At 66.3% G+C, this 16,531-nt stretch carries 16 protein-coding genes and 3 pseudogenes; 10 read left to right on the forward strand and 9 right to left on the reverse strand.

Features of this window, described 5'->3' with window-relative positions; genetic code table 11:
- Positions 1-17 precede the first annotated feature (17 nt).
- The 9 genes and pseudogenes from L1066_RS10945 to L1066_RS10990 form a co-directional block, all read right to left on the reverse strand.
- Complete coding sequence (locus tag L1066_RS10945; RefSeq protein WP_235736353.1) at positions 18-1,094, reverse strand: phosphotransferase family protein; 1,077 nt, start codon at positions 1,092-1,094, stop codon at positions 18-20.
- Positions 1,091-1,848: pseudogene (locus L1066_RS10950) on the reverse strand (SDR family NAD(P)-dependent oxidoreductase). The gene L1066_RS10945 and the pseudogene L1066_RS10950 overlap by 4 nt, the downstream one beginning before the upstream one ends.
- On the reverse strand, positions 1,845-2,333 hold the full coding sequence (locus L1066_RS10960; protein WP_235736356.1) for an acyl-CoA dehydrogenase family protein: 489 nt from the start codon (positions 2,331-2,333) through the stop codon (positions 1,845-1,847). The pseudogene L1066_RS10950 and the gene L1066_RS10960 overlap by 4 nt, the downstream one beginning before the upstream one ends.
- A complete protein-coding gene (locus L1066_RS10965; RefSeq protein WP_235736357.1) occupies positions 2,330-3,151 on the reverse strand; it encodes an acyl-CoA dehydrogenase family protein in 822 nt (273 codons plus the stop codon). The genes L1066_RS10960 and L1066_RS10965 overlap by 4 nt, the downstream gene beginning before the upstream one ends.
- Positions 3,148-4,254, reverse strand: a complete 1,107-nt coding sequence (locus tag L1066_RS10970) for a DUF1214 domain-containing protein (protein ID WP_235736358.1) — start codon at positions 4,252-4,254, stop codon at positions 3,148-3,150. Before L1066_RS10970 ends, L1066_RS10965 begins: the two co-directional genes overlap by 4 nt.
- Positions 4,255-4,288: 34 nt before the next feature.
- Complete coding sequence (locus L1066_RS10975) at positions 4,289-5,464, reverse strand: CaiB/BaiF CoA transferase family protein (RefSeq protein WP_235736359.1); 1,176 nt, start codon at positions 5,462-5,464, stop codon at positions 4,289-4,291.
- Positions 5,465-5,492: 28 nt separating this feature from the next.
- A complete protein-coding gene (locus L1066_RS10980; RefSeq protein WP_235736360.1) occupies positions 5,493-6,461 on the reverse strand; it encodes an ABC transporter substrate-binding protein in 969 nt (322 codons plus the stop codon).
- Between the two features lies 1 nt (position 6,462).
- Positions 6,463-7,293: an ABC transporter ATP-binding protein gene (locus L1066_RS10985; RefSeq protein WP_235736361.1), complete on the reverse strand. Its 831-nt coding sequence runs from the start codon at positions 7,291-7,293 to the stop codon at positions 6,463-6,465.
- Positions 7,294-7,307: 14 nt separating this feature from the next.
- Entirely contained in the window at positions 7,308-8,135 is an 828-nt protein-coding gene (locus L1066_RS10990; RefSeq protein WP_235736362.1) for an ABC transporter permease, read from the reverse strand.
- A gap of 209 nt (positions 8,136-8,344) precedes the next feature.
- Between L1066_RS10990 and L1066_RS10995 the strand changes: the two genes are divergently transcribed.
- The 10 genes and pseudogenes from L1066_RS10995 to L1066_RS11040 all read left to right on the forward strand — a co-directional run bounded on the left by L1066_RS10995 (position 8,345) and on the right by L1066_RS11040 (position 16,441).
- Positions 8,345-9,520 carry a lipid-transfer protein gene (locus tag L1066_RS10995; protein ID WP_235736363.1) on the forward strand — a complete coding sequence of 392 codons (1,176 nt, stop codon included), beginning with the start codon at positions 8,345-8,347 and terminating at the stop codon, positions 9,518-9,520.
- Positions 9,520-9,975, forward strand: a complete 456-nt coding sequence (locus L1066_RS11000) for a MaoC family dehydratase N-terminal domain-containing protein (protein WP_235736364.1) — start codon at positions 9,520-9,522, stop codon at positions 9,973-9,975. The genes L1066_RS10995 and L1066_RS11000 overlap by 1 nt, the downstream gene beginning before the upstream one ends.
- On the forward strand, positions 9,972-10,403 hold the full coding sequence (locus L1066_RS11005; protein ID WP_235736365.1) for a MaoC/PaaZ C-terminal domain-containing protein: 432 nt from the start codon (positions 9,972-9,974) through the stop codon (positions 10,401-10,403). Before L1066_RS11000 ends, L1066_RS11005 begins: the two co-directional genes overlap by 4 nt.
- Positions 10,400-11,236, forward strand: coding sequence for an SDR family NAD(P)-dependent oxidoreductase (locus L1066_RS11010; protein WP_235736366.1), 837 nt, complete (start codon positions 10,400-10,402; stop codon positions 11,234-11,236). Before L1066_RS11005 ends, L1066_RS11010 begins: the two co-directional genes overlap by 4 nt.
- An 8-nt stretch (positions 11,237-11,244) precedes the next feature.
- Positions 11,245-12,381 (forward strand): acyl-CoA dehydrogenase family protein, encoded by a 1,137-nt coding sequence (locus L1066_RS11015; protein ID WP_235736367.1) that lies wholly within the window; start codon positions 11,245-11,247, stop codon positions 12,379-12,381.
- 79 nt (positions 12,382-12,460) lie between these two features.
- Positions 12,461-12,628 (forward strand): annotated as a pseudogene (locus L1066_RS27650) (TetR/AcrR family transcriptional regulator); the annotation flags it as partial.
- 12 nt (positions 12,629-12,640) lie between these two features.
- Positions 12,641-13,609, forward strand: coding sequence for a TetR/AcrR family transcriptional regulator (locus L1066_RS11020; RefSeq protein ID WP_235736368.1), 969 nt, complete (start codon positions 12,641-12,643; stop codon positions 13,607-13,609).
- Between the two features lie 62 nt (positions 13,610-13,671).
- The gene (locus L1066_RS11025; protein ID WP_235736369.1) at positions 13,672-14,064 is read left to right on the forward strand and encodes a hypothetical protein; all 393 of its coding nucleotides are present in this window, start codon (positions 13,672-13,674) and stop codon (positions 14,062-14,064) included.
- A 13-nt stretch (positions 14,065-14,077) separates the two neighbouring features.
- Positions 14,078-15,627: pseudogene (locus L1066_RS11030) on the forward strand (IS1634 family transposase).
- 4 nt (positions 15,628-15,631) lie between these two features.
- Complete coding sequence (locus L1066_RS11040; protein WP_235736372.1) at positions 15,632-16,441, forward strand: hypothetical protein; 810 nt, start codon at positions 15,632-15,634, stop codon at positions 16,439-16,441.
- Positions 16,442-16,531 lie beyond the last annotated feature (90 nt).

Raw genomic sequence — 16,531 nt, forward strand, 5'->3', positions numbered from 1 at the left:
CGGGCTGGTCCGGTAGCTCAGGCCAGATCGCGCAGGCTCCACCTGCCCGAAGCTATGCGGTGTGCAGCGTCGAGCAGTCCAACAGCCGCATGATGCAGGCGTTCGCCGGTCGATCGATCTGCCTTGCCCGCGAGACACCGAGCCCACGTCCCATCGAGAAGAATTCCGAGCTTGAAGCCAGCCATCGCCACATACCAGTCGATCGCACTCAGATCTCGCCCGGAAGCCTCGCCGTAGGCAGCGATCAGCTCGCTTCGCGTCGCCAGGTCCTTGCTTCCGGCGAGGCTTCCGGGAACCTGCTCGATCGGCTCTGGATCACCACCCGGCCAACAGACGAGAAGCCAGCCCAGGTCGAGCAGTGGGTCCCCGACCGTCGCCATCTCCCAGTCGATGATCGCCGCCACCTCGGGTCGGTCGTGGTGCAGCAGCACGTTCGCGAGCTGATAGTCGCCGTGGAGGATGGCCGGTGACACCTCCTCGGGGCGATGGGCTTGCAACCACCTGCCCACCTCGGCGAGATGGGGCAACTCGTCAGCCCGGTAGCCCACGACGGCCTGATACCCCTCGGCAACTGCCGTCCACTGCGGGACCTGCCGCGCCAGGAACCCCGGTCTCCCCAGCGACCCGAGTCCTGTGGCCTCGGCGTCGACTCGAGCGAGGCGGCCGAGTGCGGCGGCGACCGCGAGGCCCATCGACCGCTGCCGGGCAGGATCGCCGATGTAGGCAGCGCTGGACTCGACACTCGGGTTGAAGCCGTCGACGAGCTCCATGAGGTAGAAGACGTCGCCACCGAGGATCTCCGGATCAGGACATGCCCACAACAGCTTGGGATGAGGGACATCGCTCCCGGCCAGTGCCGCCAGCACCGTCATCTCCCGCTGGAGCGCCCGGTTGCTCGTCGGCCGCGGATGGACCGGCGGACGACGCAGCACGACTTCGCGGCCCTGGAACTGCACCGCGACGACTACGTTCTGGGAGCCTCCCGCCAGGAGTCTGGCCGGCCCCAGGCCAACGGTGACACCCTGGGCCCGGAGCCAGCTCTCGATGCGGGCTCGATCCGCCTCTGGCAATGCATCCGCGTCGAGTGCATTCATGCGGGCGCCCAGGTCAGACCACCGTCGATCTTCAGGATCGCCCCCGTGGTGTAGCTCGCCGCGTCACTCGTCAGATGCAGGGCCGCCGCGACGATCTCCTCCTGCCTGCCGATGCGCCCCAGCGGGAGACCTGAGTCGGACAGCTCGGCGAGCTGCTCCTCAGACCAACCATCGGTGATGTCACTCTCGAAGACGCCGGGCATGATGGCATTGACCCGGACCTCCGGGCCCAGAGCGTGCGCCAGTCCCACCGTCAGTGTGTTGAGGCCCGCCTTGGCGACGGCGTACGGCAGCTCCCGCGCCGATGGCTGCACCGCCGCCGCACTGGTGATGTTGAGGATCACGCCAGCTCCGCGCGCCCTCTGGTGCTCACCGGCGAGCACGCTCAGCCGCCAGGCACCCTTGAGGTTCACGTGCATCACCTTGTCGAAGAGCTCCTCGCTGACGTCGACGAAGGAGGGGTAGAGCGGCGACATGCCAGCGTTGTTGACCAACACGTCGATTCGCCCGAACTCCGCGATCACCCGCTCGACCAGTCGGTCGCACTCCCCCAATGTCCGACATGACAGGCGACCGCCAGTGCCGCGGTGCCATGGTTGGCGGCGATCTCCGCGACCACCGCATCGCAGGCCTCCTGCCTTCGGCTCGCCACGACCACGGTGGCTCCCGCCGCCGCATAGGCGAGCGCCAAGGCCCGACCCAAGCCACGACTCCCACCCGTGACGACCACGATCCGGCCCGTGAAGTCGTTCATCCGACAGCCCCTGCGGGCTCGCACTGCGCGATCACGTCGGCGTACTTCTCCCGCGCCGCGGCCCGAACCGCAGGTAGGTGGCCGCTCGGGAAGAGTTCGGGATTCGCCTCGACCGTGCGCATGAGCTGCTTCGCGACCTGCACCTTGTGCACCTCGGTGGCTCCGTCGGCCAGCCCCATGTGGAAACTCTCCATCACCCACCGACCGAACGGCATCTCGGTGGAGATGCCCAAGGAGCCGTGGACCTGGATCGCCCGCCCCGCGACGTCGGCCAGCACCTTCGGCATGGCAGCCTTCACGGCGGAGATGTCGGCGATCACGCGCTTGTAGTCGTTGTAGCGGTCGATCTTCCATGCCGTCTGCAGCACCAGGAGCCGGAACTGCTGGAGCTGGATCCACGAGTCGGCGATCATCTCCTGGACGAGCTGGAGATCACCGAGGCGACCACCCCGTGTCTGCCGGGAGACGGCGCGTTCGAGCATCATGTCCAGGCTCGCCCCGACCAGGCCCACCGTGCGCATCGCATGGTGGATCCGGCCCCGCCGAGCCGCGTCTGGGCGACGGCGAAGCCGCGTCCCCGCTCGCCGAGCAGGTGGTCCCGCGGAATGCGGACGGACCGGAAGCGCACATAGGCGTGGGACGCCTGCTCCTCGTCATGTCCCCACACGTTGACGTCGCGGACGATCTCGATCCCGGGCGCGTCCGCAGGGACGACGAACATCGAGGTCCGTTCGTGAGGCGCCGCCTGCGGGTCGGTGACCGCGAGCACGATCTGGAACGACGCGAAGCTCGCGTGCGAGGAGAACCACTTCTCACCATCGATCACCCACTCGTCGCCGTCGAGGACCGCGCGGGTCATGATCGCGGTGGGATCGCTCCCGCCCTGCGGCTCGGTCATCGAGTACGCCGACACGATCTCCCCCGACAGCAACGGGGCAAGGTAGCGCTCCTTGAGTTCCGGAGTTCCGTAGTGCGCCAGGATCTCGCTGTTTCCCGAATCCGGGGCCTGAGCTCCGAAGACCACCTGTCCGCAGTGGGTGCGGCCGAGGATCTCGTTGAGCAGCGCCAGCTTGACCTGCCCGTACCCCTGCCCGCCCAGCTCCGGCCCAAGATGGCATGCCCAGAGGCCACGGTCCCGCACCTGCTGCTGCAACGGCTTGATCAGGGCATTGCGTACCGGGTCCCGCACGTCCCAGGCATGGCGGACGAGGTGGTCCAGCGGCTCCACCTCCTCGCGCACGAACCGATCGACCCAGTCGAGTTCCGCCTGGAACTCCGATGGCGTCTCGAAGTCCCAGCTCACCGGATCACCTCGAGAGTGGGCACCGGCAGCTCGCCCGACTGGTCGTGCTGGATGTACCTGATGAGCACGATGCCCTCCAGATGACCGCAGGGATCGAGCCAATTGCCCTCCTGCTGCTCGACGCTGATGCGCACGGTGATGCTGCCGTCAGCGTTCGGCACCAGGTACGCATCGTTGAGGTGCACCTGGCGATCGCGGGCCTCGAGCGACTCGAACCAGCGGTTGTAGAGGTCGATGCCCACATACTCCGCCGGCGGTGGCTTCAGCGTGATCTCGATCGCCTTGGCCTCGTCGAGGTCATACCAAGCGGCGATGTAGTGATTGGTCGGGGTGCCGTAGAAGAAGCTGAAGGCCGGGTCGTCCGCACCCCACCGGTGGTCGAGCTGGTTCGGGGTGGCGCGCAGCTTCTCGACCAGTGCATCCAGCCACTTCCTACTCAGCCGGAGCGCCTTGGCGCTGAGCGCGACGCGGTGCGCGAGCGTGGCTTCGGTCAACTCGGGCCGGGGCCCGACCGGGGCACCGAGGCGTTCGATCTCGATCGTGGGCCGCTGCTCGTCATCACCCACCTTGCCGTAGTCGCGCAGGAGCAGCTCGCCACAGTGGTCGTCCAGGACCATCCCGGGCCGCCCGTTCAGGTCCTGCGCCAGATAGAACTCGTAGTCGCCATCGGCCGTACACATGTCGGGGGTGATGACCATCGTCTCGGCCACCCGCGCTCCACCGCGGTTGCGATGCAGCTGCGCGGAGAAGAACGGCGTCGTGCCACGTCGGCCGTACACCCGGTACTCCTCGGTTCCGGAGATCTTCGCCATGTAGTAGTTGCAGTCGACGGCGTCTCCGAAGAACTTCCGGATGGGGGTCTGCACCAGCAGCACCTCGGGTCGCATCGGGTCGTTGCGCTCGATGAGGGACTCGGTCAGGTGGCCGAGGTATCTCAGCGCATGCCGGACGCCTTCAGCACGGTCGAGCTCGCTGTCGCAGTCCAGCGCCCAGTCTCCGAAGTCCATGAGGCTCTCGCCCAGTTGCGACCATGCCTCCCGGAGGTCCGTTCGGGTGGGCGAGGTTGCCGACGCGCTGGTCGACGTACGGGGGTCCACTGTCATGTCGTGGCCTTCCTGTGGTTTCTGGCGGGTGTGGTCAACGGGAGCCGTGAGCGATCGGACGCCCGCGGCTCGCCTCTGCTCGGATCTCGGCATCGTTCTCGCCTGCCTCGGGCACCGGGCCCGGGGTTCGCCAGAGCGGCGGATCCGCGCGATAGGGAAGCGAGGGCACGACGTACTCCTCCCCCGCTGCCGTCCGCGCCGAGGTGAAGACGCCGTTGGCGATGACGTCCTCGGCACGAAGGACCTGGTCATAGCTACGTACGACGGCGGCAACGACCCCGGCTGCTGCCAACTGGTCCACCGTCTCGGCAGCAGAACGGCCTTGTAGCGCCTCACTCAGCGTGCTCATGAGCTCGGCACGGTTCGCGACCCGACTCGGGTTGTCGGCGAAGCGCGGGTCGTCGACGAGCTCGGGCCGTCCGGCCGCCTCGCACAGCCGGGCCCAGGCGTGGTCCTGGTAGCCACTCACCACGATCGGACCGTCTGCGGCGTGGATGACGTCTGCTGCCGGCGCAGCGCTCGGCTGACCGTTCCCGCAACGCGACATCATCTGCCCGGTGATCTGCTGCTCGGTCCAGTTGCACGTCTGCAGGTGGATCGCGACATCGAGCAGGGGCACCCGCACCTCCGTCCCGACACCGAAGCGAGCGCGCCGCAGCAATGCGGCGAGCACTGCCTGGGTGACGAGATATGTGGTGGTGTGGTCGATGATCGGAGCACCGACCCGCTGCGGATCGCGGTCGGCCTCGCCGGTCACCGACATCAGGCCGCTCTCGGCCTGCGCAGCGATGTCCAAGCCGGGCCTGGTCGCGGAGGGGCCTTCCGGACCGAAGCCGCTGACCGAGACCGAGATGATGTCCGGGCGGATCTCGGTGAGTTGCTGGTGTTCGAACCCGAGCCGTTCCAGGGTGCCTGGTCGCATGTTGTGCAGCACCACGTCGCACGTGGCCACCAGGTCCCGGGCGACCTGGTGGTCGTCTGGGTCCTTGAGGTCGAGTTGCACCGACCTCTTGCCACGGTTGTAGCTGCGCAGGATCGCCACGGCATAGGCGGCGTCGGTCCTGCGTGCCACCTCACCGCCGGGCGGCTCCAGCTTGATCACGTCGGCACCGAGTTCGACCAGCTGCTGGCCGGCTCCAGGGATCGCCAGGAGCTGGCCGATCTCAAGCACCCTGACGCCTTCGAGTGGAAGCATGTCCACGGTCGTCATCTCCTTGACCTCTCGATTGTCGATCGCCTCATTCGCAGGCGCTCGTGGGCGCGACGTCCTTGCCGTCGGAGTCGGTGCTGCTGTTGACCCACGCGACGTTGTCCTTCCACTCCTCGTCGCTCACCTCGGTGCGCCAGAGCTCTTGTGCCTCGTCCGTCCACAGTTGGGCAGCGTGCTCCTCCGGGACACCGGTGATCTCGGCAAGCAGCTTGGCGCCCTCCTCGGCGTTGGCCGGGTCGGCGATCCACGCCTGGATGTCCTTGAAGGCTGCGCAGACCTTGCTCATCCGGCCCGCCTGCTTGCCGTTGGTCACCCACAGTGACCCGACGCCGTACTCCGCCACCTGGCCCGCCGTCCCGTCCCTCGGGTCGGCGATGGTGACCAGGTCGATGCCTTCGCTCTCGAAGACCGCCTGGCTGGTGTAGCCGAGTACGACCGCGTCGGCATCGCCCTTTCGCAACAGCGGGATCTGGTTGGCCAGCGGACCCGCCGCGACGTACTCGACATCGGAAGGGTCGAGTCCGTTCTCGCGCAACAGTTCGTGGACGAACATCTCCCCTGCACCGCCGCGTGCGGTGATGGAGATCTTCTTCCCGAGGAGGCTCTCGAGGTCAGTGATGCCACTGCCCGGAGTCGCCGCGATCGTCATGTCGATCCCCGCGAAGAGCGGGATCGACCGCACGTCCTGCCCCTGCTGAAGTGCGGAGATCAGGACTGAACCGGCCATCACCGCGACGTCGGTGCTTCCGCCGATCAACGCGCTGAGGATCTCGGGCCCCGACTTGCCCTCGACGAAGGAGACGTCGACGCCGTGCTTGTCGAAGAGGCCCTCCCGATCGCCGATGTAGGCGGGCAGGGAGAGCACGCTGCCGGGGAAGACGCCGATCGACACGGAGTCGAGCGGCTCGGAGGATTCGTCGTCACCGGATCCACAGGCCGTCAGGGCCAGTGCGGCGGTCGTGAGGAGGGAAGCGATTCGGAGGACGCTCTTCTTCATGTCAGTTCTCTTCTTCTCGGGTGGGCGCAGCGGGGTCGTGAGTATCGGGGAGCTGGTTGAGTCGCCGCTGCAGGCGGTCGTAGAGCTCGGTGAACCGGTGATCGACGCGCAGACTCTCCAAGTCGCGCGGTCGCGGGATGTCGACCATGACGTCATCGAGGATCCGGCCGTCGCCGAGCAGGACGACTCGATCCGCCAAGCTGATTGCCTCGGTGATGTCGTGGGTCACGAAGACGACGGTGCTCGCCTGCTCCTGCCACAGGTTGAGGAACTCCAGCTGTACGGAGACGCGTGTGTGCGCATCCAGAGCGGCGAACGGCTCGTCCATCAAGATGATCTCGGGATCGAGCGCCCAGGTCCGGGCCAGGGCCACGCGTTGCCGCATCCCCTGCGACAGCTGCCATGGCCACATCCGCTCGGCGTGGGCCATGTGGACCGCATCGAGCCAGCGCGTCGCGATCTCACGGCGCTGCCGACGCGACACCCCGCGCAGCTCCAGGCCGTACTCGACGTTCTTGCGCGCGCTGCGCCAGGGCAGCAGCGCGTCGCGCGCCATCATGAACCCGATGTGCTTGCGGGCCTTGACGGGCGGGCCACTCAGGACCTGGGCCTCACCCGACGTCGGCGACACAAGGCCGGCGACCATGTTGAGGAGGGTCGTCTTGCCGCAACCGCTGCGACCGATCAGGGCGACGAACTGGCCTCGCGGAACGCTCAGATCGAGCTTCTCGATGATCGTGTTGGTGTCGCCCTGAGGCGTATCGAACTCGACGCGTACGCCGTGCAGCGCTATGGCGTGCTCACGGACAGGACTGTTCATGGTGCTGGTCATTTGTTGTCTCCTTCTCAACGCTGGGACGGCGCCTGCCACCGAAGCAGATAGCGCTCGACGAGGGACATCACCTGGTTCAGGATCACGGCGAGGACGGCCAGCAGGATCAAGATCGCGTAGACCCGCTCCATACGGAACTGCGCCGAGTAGAGCGCGATCAACTGCCCGAGCCCGTCCGTGGCGGCGATCAGTTCCGAGCCGACGACACCGAGCAGCGAATAGATCAGGCCGAGGCGGAGACCGGCAAAGATCCCCGGCACCGCTACGGGAAGCAGGATTCGCCAGAAGACCTGGATCTTGCTGGCATCCATCACCGTGGCCAACCGCAGCCACTCGTCATCGGTCGACTTCACCCCGGCTCTGGCGCTCGAGCAGACGACGAAGAAGACCAAGGTGACCGCGAGCGCGACCTTCGCGGCCGTGCTGACACCGAAGGCAACGATGAACAGCGGCGCGAGCGCGAGTCGAGGCATCGCATTGGCGGCGTCGAAGTACGGCGCCACGATCCGCTCGATCGTCGGCAACAGTCCCAGGGCGACACCCACCAGAACGCCAGCGCCTCCGGCCAGCACCCAGGCGATCAGCACCGCGGTCATGGTGGCCCTGGTGTTGCTCCAGAGCTCACCTGACTCCCAGGCGAGGCGGAGGTAGTCCCACGACTGCTCGGGCGACTTGGCAAGGACCGGTTCCACCCATTGCTTGGTCGCGGCAAGGTGCCAGATGCCGAGCAGCACCAGGCCGACCAGGAGTTGGGCACCGAGCACGACCCACCGTCGAGGACCGCGTCGCCGCGCTCGGGACCTTCTCTTCGCTCGAGACTCCAGCCCGGCACTGGTCTCCATGGGACTCACCTCCGCAGTTCGTCGATCCGTCGGCGGCACGCCGGTCGCTGTAGTGGACATCTGTTCTCGCTCCATTTGTGAACTGTCATGCGTGTGATGAAGGCAACTTTGGCATCGTTGTTGCGCGTAAGTCAAGGCATATGTCACAGTAAAAGTGAACGACGGTGCGTATCGAAGTTCCGTCGGAATCGAAGGAAGGAAGCGACGCCATGCGACGCGTCTACGTCAGCGGAGTGGGGATGGTCCCCTTCGCGACCCCCAGCCGAGCCGAGCCCTACGACGCGATGGCCGGGAGTGCCGTCAGGGCCGCGCTCAGCGATGCGGGGATTGATGTCAACCAGATTCAGCAGGCATACGCAGGATTCGTCTACGGCGACTCGACCAGCGGCCAGCGTGCCCTCTACGGGGTCGGCATGACCGGGATCCCGGTGGTGAACGTCAACAACAACTGCTCCACTGGCTCGTCGGCCCTCTGGTTGGCACGTCAGGCCGTGGCCAGCGGCGCCGCCGACTGCGTGTTGGCCTTCGGCTTCGAGCAAATGGAGCGCGGCGCGCTCACCGTGAAGTGGCCGGATCGCCCGAGCCCATTCGCCGACTTCCTCGAGTTGGCCGCCGCCCAGCAGGGACCGAGCGATGCCCCGTTCGCCGCGCAGCTCTTCGGGGGCGCCGGCGCCGAGTACGCCACGACGTACGGCATGGATCCGGAGGTCTTCGCCATGGTCTCGGTGAAGGCCCGACAGCACGCACGGCACAACCCGTTCGCGGTCTTCCGTGATCCGGTCACCCTCGAGGAGGTCCTGGCGTCTCCGAGCATCTTCGGCCCGCTGACCCGGCTGCAGTGCTGCCCCCCGACCTGCGGCGCAGCTGCCGCGATCGTCGTCAGCGAAGAGTTCGCCCGGCGACACGGAATGCGGACCGACGTGGCGATCTCTGGGCAGGCAATGACCACGGACCAGAGCGACACCTTCACCGACATGATCAGCCTGGTCGGCTACGGCATGAGCAGGCGCGCTGCCGACGCCGTCTACGAGCAAGCGGGAGTCAGCCCGGAGGAGATCGACGTCGTCGAACTGCACGACTGCTTCAGCACCAACGAGGTGCTCAGCTATGAGGCGCTCCGGCTGACGCCTGAGGGCACCGCGGAGAAGTTCGTACGGGAGGGCGACAACACCTACGGCGGCCGGGTCGTGACCAACCCCTCGGGGGGACTCCTCTCCAAGGGACACCCACTCGGGGCCACCGGACTCGCACAGTGCGCAGAGCTGACCTGGCAACTCCGCGGAGAGGCCGACAAGCGCCAGGTCGAGGGCGCGCGCCTGGCGCTGCAGCACAACATCGGCATCGGTGGCGCCGCCGTCGTCACCCTGTACGAGCGGGTGAGCTGATGGCGATCGACCTCGAACGTGCTCGCGCGCTCGACCTCCCCACCTTCGAGGTGACCGTCGAACGCGGGCGCTTGCGGGCGTTCGCGGCTGCCATCGGCGAGAGTGACCCGATCTACACGGATGTGGAACGTGCCAGGTCCGCAGGCCACCCCGATCTTCCGGTCCCTCCGACCTTCTTCTTCAGCCTGTCGTTGGAGGCGCCGGAGCCGTTCGGCTACCTGACGCGACTCGGCATCGACCTGAGCAGGATCCTGCACGGAGAACAGCGGTTCGACTACCACGCGATGGCCCACGCCGGTGACACGCTGCGGCTCACGGAGCGGATCACCGACGTGGTGAGCAAGCGAGGCGGTGCGATGGAACTCCTGACCAGGAGGTCCGAGATCACGCGCGGCAACGAGCCGATCGCGACCGTGGCCGGCACGGTCGTCATACAGAATCCGGTGGCGGCATGAGCATCCAGCTGAGTCCAGCCGACGTACGCATCGGCACCGCTCTGCCCGCGCTCGTGGTCCCGCCGATCACGCGTACGACACTGGCCCTGTTCGCCGGTGCCAGTGGAGACCACAACCCGATCCACATCGACCTCGACTTCGCGCGCGCAGCTGGCTTCGACGACGTGTTCGCGCACGGCATGCTCAACATGGCCTACCTCGGCCGACTGCTGACCCAGTGGGTCCCCCAGCAGCAGATCAGGTCGTTCGAGGTCCGATTCGCCGCCATCACCCCAGTCCTCGCGGAGCCGACGTGCACCGGCACGGTCACGGCACGGGACGACGAGTCGGCAACCCTCGAGATCACGGTCCAGCTCCCCGACGGGACCGTCACCCTGCGCGGCCAGGCCGTCGTCACCCTTCCCAGCAACGAGAAAACGGAGCAATGAAGATGCCCAACCTCAGCGGCAAGTCCGCCATCGTCAGCGGCTCGGGTCGAGGGATCGGCCGCGAGATCGCCATGAAGCTCGCGGCCAACGGGGCTTCCGTCGTCGTCAACGACCTCGACCCCGAGCCAGCGCAGCAGACCGTCGATGCCATCCGTTCGGCCGGCGGGACCGCCGTCGCCGTGCCGGGCAACGTCACCGACGCCGCCTTCGCCGACCGCTTCGTCCAAGCAGCCGTGGACAACTTCGGTGGCCTCGACATCATCGTCAACAACGCCGGCTACACCTGGGACTCGGTGATCCAGAAGATGACCGACGATCAATGGGACGCGATCCTCGACGTCCATCTGCGTGCTCCGTTCCGCATCCTTCGGGCAGCCCAGCCGGTCATCTCCACGGCGGTCAAGACAGCACGGGCGGCCGGTGATCCGATCCCCTGTCGCAAGGTCGTCAACATCTCCTCCATCGCCGGTCTCAGCGGCAACGCCGGTCAAGCCAACTATGCGGCCGCCAAGGCGGGCGTCACCGGTCTCACCAAGGCACTGGCCAAGGAGTGGGGACGGATGAACGTGACGGTCAACACCGTGGCTTTCGGGCTGATCAGGACCCGGCTCACGGAGGCACCGGCCGACGGTGACGCCACGATCGATATCGAGGGCAGGGAACTGCACGTCGGCGTCAACCCCGACCTGCTCGACGCGATGGCCCGCCAGATTCCGCTGGGTCGCGCGGGCACACCCGCCGAGGCAGCCGGTGCGGTCTATCTGCTCTGCCTCCCCGAGTCCGACTACGTCTCCGCACAGACCTTGGTCTGCAGCGGTGGGTTCACGGCGTGAGGTGGAGGATGGAACGGACCATCTTCGAGTCTGAGCACGAGGCCTATCGAGAGAGCGTCAGGGAGTTCATCGGACGCAGGGTCAGCCCGTTCTACTCCGAGTGGGAGAAGAACCGGATCGTCCCGCGGGAGCTGTTCTCCCAAGCGGGCGACCTCGGCGCCTTCGCCGCCGTGCCCGCGGAGTTCGACGGAGCCGGTGTCAGCGACTACCGCTACAACGCGATCCTCGTGGAGGAAGCGGCGTACGCCGGTGTGGCACCCGCCCTGATCGGGCTCTCGCTCCAGGCGGACGTGGCGCTGCCCTATCTGATCGATCTGACCACCGACGAGCAGCGTGCCCGCTGGCTTCCCGGAGTCGCGTCGGGGACGACGATCGCCGCCATTGCGATGACCGAGCCGGGAACCGGCTCGGACCTTGCCGGGATCAGCACCAGAGCCGCACGCGACGGTGACCATTACGTCATCAGGGGCACCAAGACGTTCATCACCAACGGTATCAACGCGGACTTGGTGATCGTGGCGGCGCGCACCGGCGACGACCCGCACCGAGGTCTGAGCCTGATCGTGGTCGAACGCGGCACCCCCGGCTTCGAACGCGGCCGCGCATTGGAGAAGGTCGGCCAGCATGCGCAGGACACTGCCGAACTGGTCTTCGACGACGCGAGGGTCCCCGTCGCGAACCGGCTCGGGGACGAGGGCTCGGGCTTCTTCAGCCTCACCCGCAACCTTCCGCAGGAACGGCTGGCTCTGGCGGTGGGCGGCGTCGCCGGCGCGGTGGCCGCGCTCGGTTGGACCATCGACTACGTCAAGACCCGGACCGTCTTCAAGAAGCCGGTCATGGACTTCCAGGCGACGCGCTTCCGGCTGGCCGAACTGTTGACCGAGGTGGAGATCACCCAGACATACGTCGACCGCTGCATCATCGAGCACAACGCCGGAAGACTGTCCGCCGTGGACGCCGCGAAGGCGAAGTACTGGGCGACGGACCTCCAAGGGCGCGCCGTCGACGCATGCGTGCAACTGCACGGTGGGTATGGCTTCATGGCCGAGTACCCGATCGCGCGAGCCTTCATCGACTCACGCGCATCGCGCATCTACGGAGGGACCAATGAAATAATGAAGGAGATCATCTCCAGAGAAATCTGATCGCGAGCCCGTTTTCCGGCGATCGCTCCTGAACGCCGAGGAACCCGATGAGAATCAGTTCCAACAGAGAAGGAAAGCAATGACATCCGTGCGTACAAGACCGCGCAACCGTCGCGAACTTATCCTGGCGGCCGCGCGCGAGCGCTTCTCCAAGCATGGTTTCGAAAACGTCATGATGGGAGATATCGCTGCGGATGTCGGCATCGGGGCCTCGGCTCTTTATCGGCACTTCGCTGGAAAGTCAGAGCTTCTCTGTGCGGTGATCGAATCCGAGCTCGCCAAGCTCGACACTGCCATCGACGCAGTGGCCGGCGCGGAGTCGGTTGATCACGGGCTCGCCGCGATCGCCGAGTTCGCGGTCAGCAACAGGGAGGCTCCGCTGCTGTGGGAGCGAGAGGCACGGCACCTCACACCGGAGGAGTTCCAGCCTTTCGCCTCCCACTTGCAGGCGACCCGACGTCGGTTCGCCGCCGCCATCCCGTCCGGTGAGTCCGACCTGATCAGCGAGCTCCGGGCGGGTGCCGCACTCAGCGCTCTGCTGAGCCCGGCGTTCCACGGTGTGAACCCACCTCCCGAGGCCTTCCGTGCCACGCTCGAAGGTCTCGCGCGACGGATCCTGGACGTGCCGCTGCCCCCGGCCGTCGAAGCTCAACCGCGGCCGGTGGGCCGGGGCCTGAAGCCGAGCTCCAAGCGGGAGCTGATCATCCAGGCAGCCCTGCAGATCTTCCGGGAACAGACGTATGCCGGCACCCGACTGGAGGACATCGCCGCGAGCGTCGGGCTCTCCACCTCAAGCCTGTACAACCACATCGACAGCAAGGCCGACATCCTCGAGACGGTCCTGCTGCGGGGCAACGGTTACCTGCACATGACGATGGATGACATCCTCGCCAGTGCCACCGACGAACGCGGAGCACTGCAGGAACTCTTGAGGGTCTTCGCCGACTTCGCCATCCGGCGATCCGATGTCGCCGACACGTTGGTCACCGAGATCCGGAACCTCGGTGAGACCACCGAGCAGCTCATGCGCGGCCAGCGTGAGTACGTGCGGGAGTGGGTGCACCTCTTCATGATCTTGCATCCGGACCGAGGACATCAAGAAGCCCAAGCAGAAGTTCAGGGTTGCATCATGATGATGATCGATGTCGCCCGCGAAAGAAAATATCAGGGCATCGCCAATATCGCGGAGATACTGGCAGCGCTCGCGATCGCCGCATTGATCTATTGAACGAATCAGCGTAATTCCGCATTCGACCGGCAACCGCTCTGGCAACCGCCAAGGAAGGAACCATGTCTACCGCACGATCAATCGATGACCGCACGACCGAGCACCTCATGTCGTCCTGGGACGAACTCTTGAGCAGCCTCGCCGGGTTCGGGAGGTGGGTCGCACGCAGCGACCACTCCGTCGACCGGGCCGAGGGGATCCGGCACGGCCTGCGATATCTCGGCCACCTGTCGGAGTACCTGATCGAGTACAACGACCCCTACCGCCCCGAGGTGACCTTGGCGAACACCCCGGTCCGCACGCTCTACGGGAACTCGGCGGACTGCCGCTACTACATGACGCGGATCGCGCCTGAGCGCGAGTACCGCGTCTGGCCTGACTTGCACAGGTCGGGGCTGATTTCGGGGTCTGCGTTGTGTTTGTGCTGGTCAGCGGCTCGGGTGCGGGTGAAGTGACACACTAAGCGGCGTGTTTGTGCGGAAGGTGAAGACGGGTTCTGGGGCGATAGCGGTCCAGATCGCTCGTCGGGAGAACCGCCGCGATGTCGTGGTTGAGCATCTTGGCTCGGCGCACACTGATGCCGAGGTGGCCGCGTTGATGGTGATCGGGCGCGCGAAGATCGAGGAGGGCCAAGGGACCCTGGACCTGGGTCTGGAGCCGACTACGCCCCGCCCAGCGGGGCCGGCGATCGTGCATTCCAAGCGCTCGCAATTGCTGGTCGACACGCTCCAGGCTGGGTGGCGCACGCTGGGTTTCGACGTCATCGCTGACGAGGCGTTCTTCCATCTTGTCGTGGCGCGACTCGTCGAGCCGACCTCGCTGAGCGACGCCGCTCGCGTCATCGGTGAGTTGGGCCTGACCCCGGCCCACCGCAACACCTACGCCGCCACGCTCAAGCGCTGCGGTGAACGCGGTTACCGTGACCAGATCGCGACCGCGTGCTTCGCTCACGCGGCGACCCACGGTGATGTGTCGCTGGTGCTCTACGACGTCACCACGCTGTATTTCGAGGCCGAGAAGGAAGACGACCTCCGCAAGGTCGGCTACTCCAAGGAACGACGTGTCGATCCCCAGATCGTGGTCGGGCTACTGGTCGACCGCAACGGGTTCCCCCTCGAGATCGGCTGCTACGAGGGGAACAAGGCCGAGACGGCCACGATCATCCCGATCGTGAAGCAGTTCCAAGACCGTCACGGGTTGGCGGACATGGTCGTCGTGGCGGATGCGGGGATGTTGTCCGCGTCGAATCTGCGCGACCTGGACGAGGCAGGCTTGAGGTTCATCGTGGGATCGCGGGTGACGAAGGCGCCGAAGGATCTGGAGTCCCACTTCCGTTGGCACGGTGACTCGTTCGCCGATGGGCAGGTCATCGACACCCTGACCCCACGCAGCGGGCATCACAAGGACGCCGCGAGCAACCCGATGATCAAGGCCGAACCCGTGTGGGACCGCACACAACACTGCGGGTCGTGGCGTGCGGTGTGGGCCTACTCGCAGAAGCGGGCCGTGCGCGACAACCGGACCCTGACGTTGCAAGAAGAACGCGCGAAGGCCGTCGTGGCCGGCGAGAAGACCGCCCGGACGCCACGGTTCGTCAAGACCCGCAACGGTGCTGCTGAACTCGACGAGACCCCCTGGCCCGGGCCCGCAGGCTGGTGGGGTTGAAGGGATACGTCACCAACATCCCCGCCGACCTCATGGCGTCGGGTGAGATGATCGGCAGCTACCACGCGCTGTGGCAGGTCGAGCAGTCGTTCCGGATGTCCAAGACCGACCTACGAGCGCGGCCGATGTTCGTGCGCACTCGCGACGCGATCGAGGCCCACTTGACAGTCGTATTCACCGCCCTGGCCATGGCCCGTCACCTGCAACAACGCAGCGGGGTCAGCATCAAGAAGATCGTCCAGACGCTACGCCCGCTGCAAGAGATCACCATCGACATCGCTGGACAGCACCTCGTCGCTCAACCCCAGATCCCCGCCGACGCCCAGCAGATCATCGACAAAGTGACACACTAAATCTGTGCAACTCAGGCGCGAGTACCGCGTCTGGGGCCGCCGCGGCGACGCTCCGCTGGTCTCTGCACAGGTGCACCGCTACACCGAGGCGAAGGTGGCCGGAACCCTGGTCGTGACCGACGAGATGTGCGACGCGGAAGGGAACTACGAGTTCTTCCTCGCTGGCGATCTCCGAGGCCGGCCCGGGCTCACCCTGGACCCGGATTGCGGCGAGGTCTACTTCCGCCACTACAGCTACCAGCCCGAGCAGGAGGTATCACCCACCTTCTTCGTGGAGCTCCTGGGCGAGTCCGTGCCTCCTCGACCGGCGGTGGACGAGAAGACCATCGCCCGACGCGTTGCCCTCGTAGCACGCGGCATCGAGCTCGTGCAGCCCCGCATCGACGCGCTGGTCGACGCACTTCGCATGCATCCCAACCAGATCACCGAAGCTTGGCTTCCGGACGATCCGTCGTTCGACTTCTTCTACGGCGCGACGACGCAGACCTACCTTGGCGGTTGGTGGGACCTTCGGGAGGCCAGCGCCCTCGAGGTCACCTTCCAGCCACCTCCCGCAGCCTATGTTTCGATCCAGCTACAGAACCGCTGGTTCGAGGCGCTGGAGTATCGCGATCACGTCACCAATCTCAACGCCGCTCAGTTGCAGCCCAACGAAGACGGCAGTTTCACCGTGCGAATCGGTGGCGAACCCCAGCCGTTCAACTGGCTCGACCCCTACGGTCACCAGGAGGGAATCGTCATGATCCGCTACATCCTTCGCGAGGACCCACCGGGCAGCCCGACCCTTCCCGCGGCGGTCCGCGTCCTCACCTGAGGAATCGGCCGCCGGGGTGTGTCGGATTCGGGCAAATCCTGCGGGCGTATCGACGACGGTCAGCGGCGATCCACTGCCGCTCGAGCAAGC

The sequence above is a fragment of the Nocardioides alcanivorans genome, assembly GCF_021555175.1.
Taxonomy (GTDB): Bacteria; Actinomycetota; Actinomycetes; order Propionibacteriales; family Nocardioidaceae; genus Nocardioides; species Nocardioides alcanivorans.

Excerpts from the sequence above, each read along its gene's own strand:
- L1066_RS10975 (WP_235736359.1), bottom strand. The coding sequence starts at position 5,464 with ATGACGACCGTGGACATGCTTCCACTCGAAGGCGTCAGGGTGCTTGAG.
- L1066_RS11010 (WP_235736366.1), top strand. The coding sequence starts at position 10,400 with ATGAAGATGCCCAACCTCAGCGGCAAGTCCGCCATCGTCAGCGGCTCG.
- L1066_RS10945 (WP_235736353.1), bottom strand. The coding sequence starts at position 1,094 with ATGAATGCACTCGACGCGGATGCATTGCCAGAGGCGGATCGAGCCCGC.
- L1066_RS10980 (WP_235736360.1), bottom strand. The coding sequence starts at position 6,461 with ATGAAGAAGAGCGTCCTCCGAATCGCTTCCCTCCTCACGACCGCCGCA.
- L1066_RS10960 (WP_235736356.1), bottom strand. The coding sequence starts at position 2,333 with ATGATGCTCGAACGCGCCGTCTCCCGGCAGACACGGGGTGGTCGCCTC.
- L1066_RS11015 (WP_235736367.1), top strand. The coding sequence starts at position 11,245 with ATGGAACGGACCATCTTCGAGTCTGAGCACGAGGCCTATCGAGAGAGC.
- L1066_RS11005 (WP_235736365.1), top strand. The coding sequence starts at position 9,972 with ATGAGCATCCAGCTGAGTCCAGCCGACGTACGCATCGGCACCGCTCTG.
- L1066_RS10985 (WP_235736361.1), bottom strand. The coding sequence starts at position 7,293 with ATGACCAGCACCATGAACAGTCCTGTCCGTGAGCACGCCATAGCGCTG.
- L1066_RS10995 (WP_235736363.1), top strand. The coding sequence starts at position 8,345 with ATGCGACGCGTCTACGTCAGCGGAGTGGGGATGGTCCCCTTCGCGACC.
- L1066_RS11000 (WP_235736364.1), top strand. The coding sequence starts at position 9,520 with ATGGCGATCGACCTCGAACGTGCTCGCGCGCTCGACCTCCCCACCTTC.
- L1066_RS10970 (WP_235736358.1), bottom strand. The coding sequence starts at position 4,254 with ATGACAGTGGACCCCCGTACGTCGACCAGCGCGTCGGCAACCTCGCCC.
- L1066_RS11025 (WP_235736369.1), top strand. The coding sequence starts at position 13,672 with ATGTCTACCGCACGATCAATCGATGACCGCACGACCGAGCACCTCATG.
- L1066_RS10990 (WP_235736362.1), bottom strand. The coding sequence starts at position 8,135 with ATGGAGACCAGTGCCGGGCTGGAGTCTCGAGCGAAGAGAAGGTCCCGA.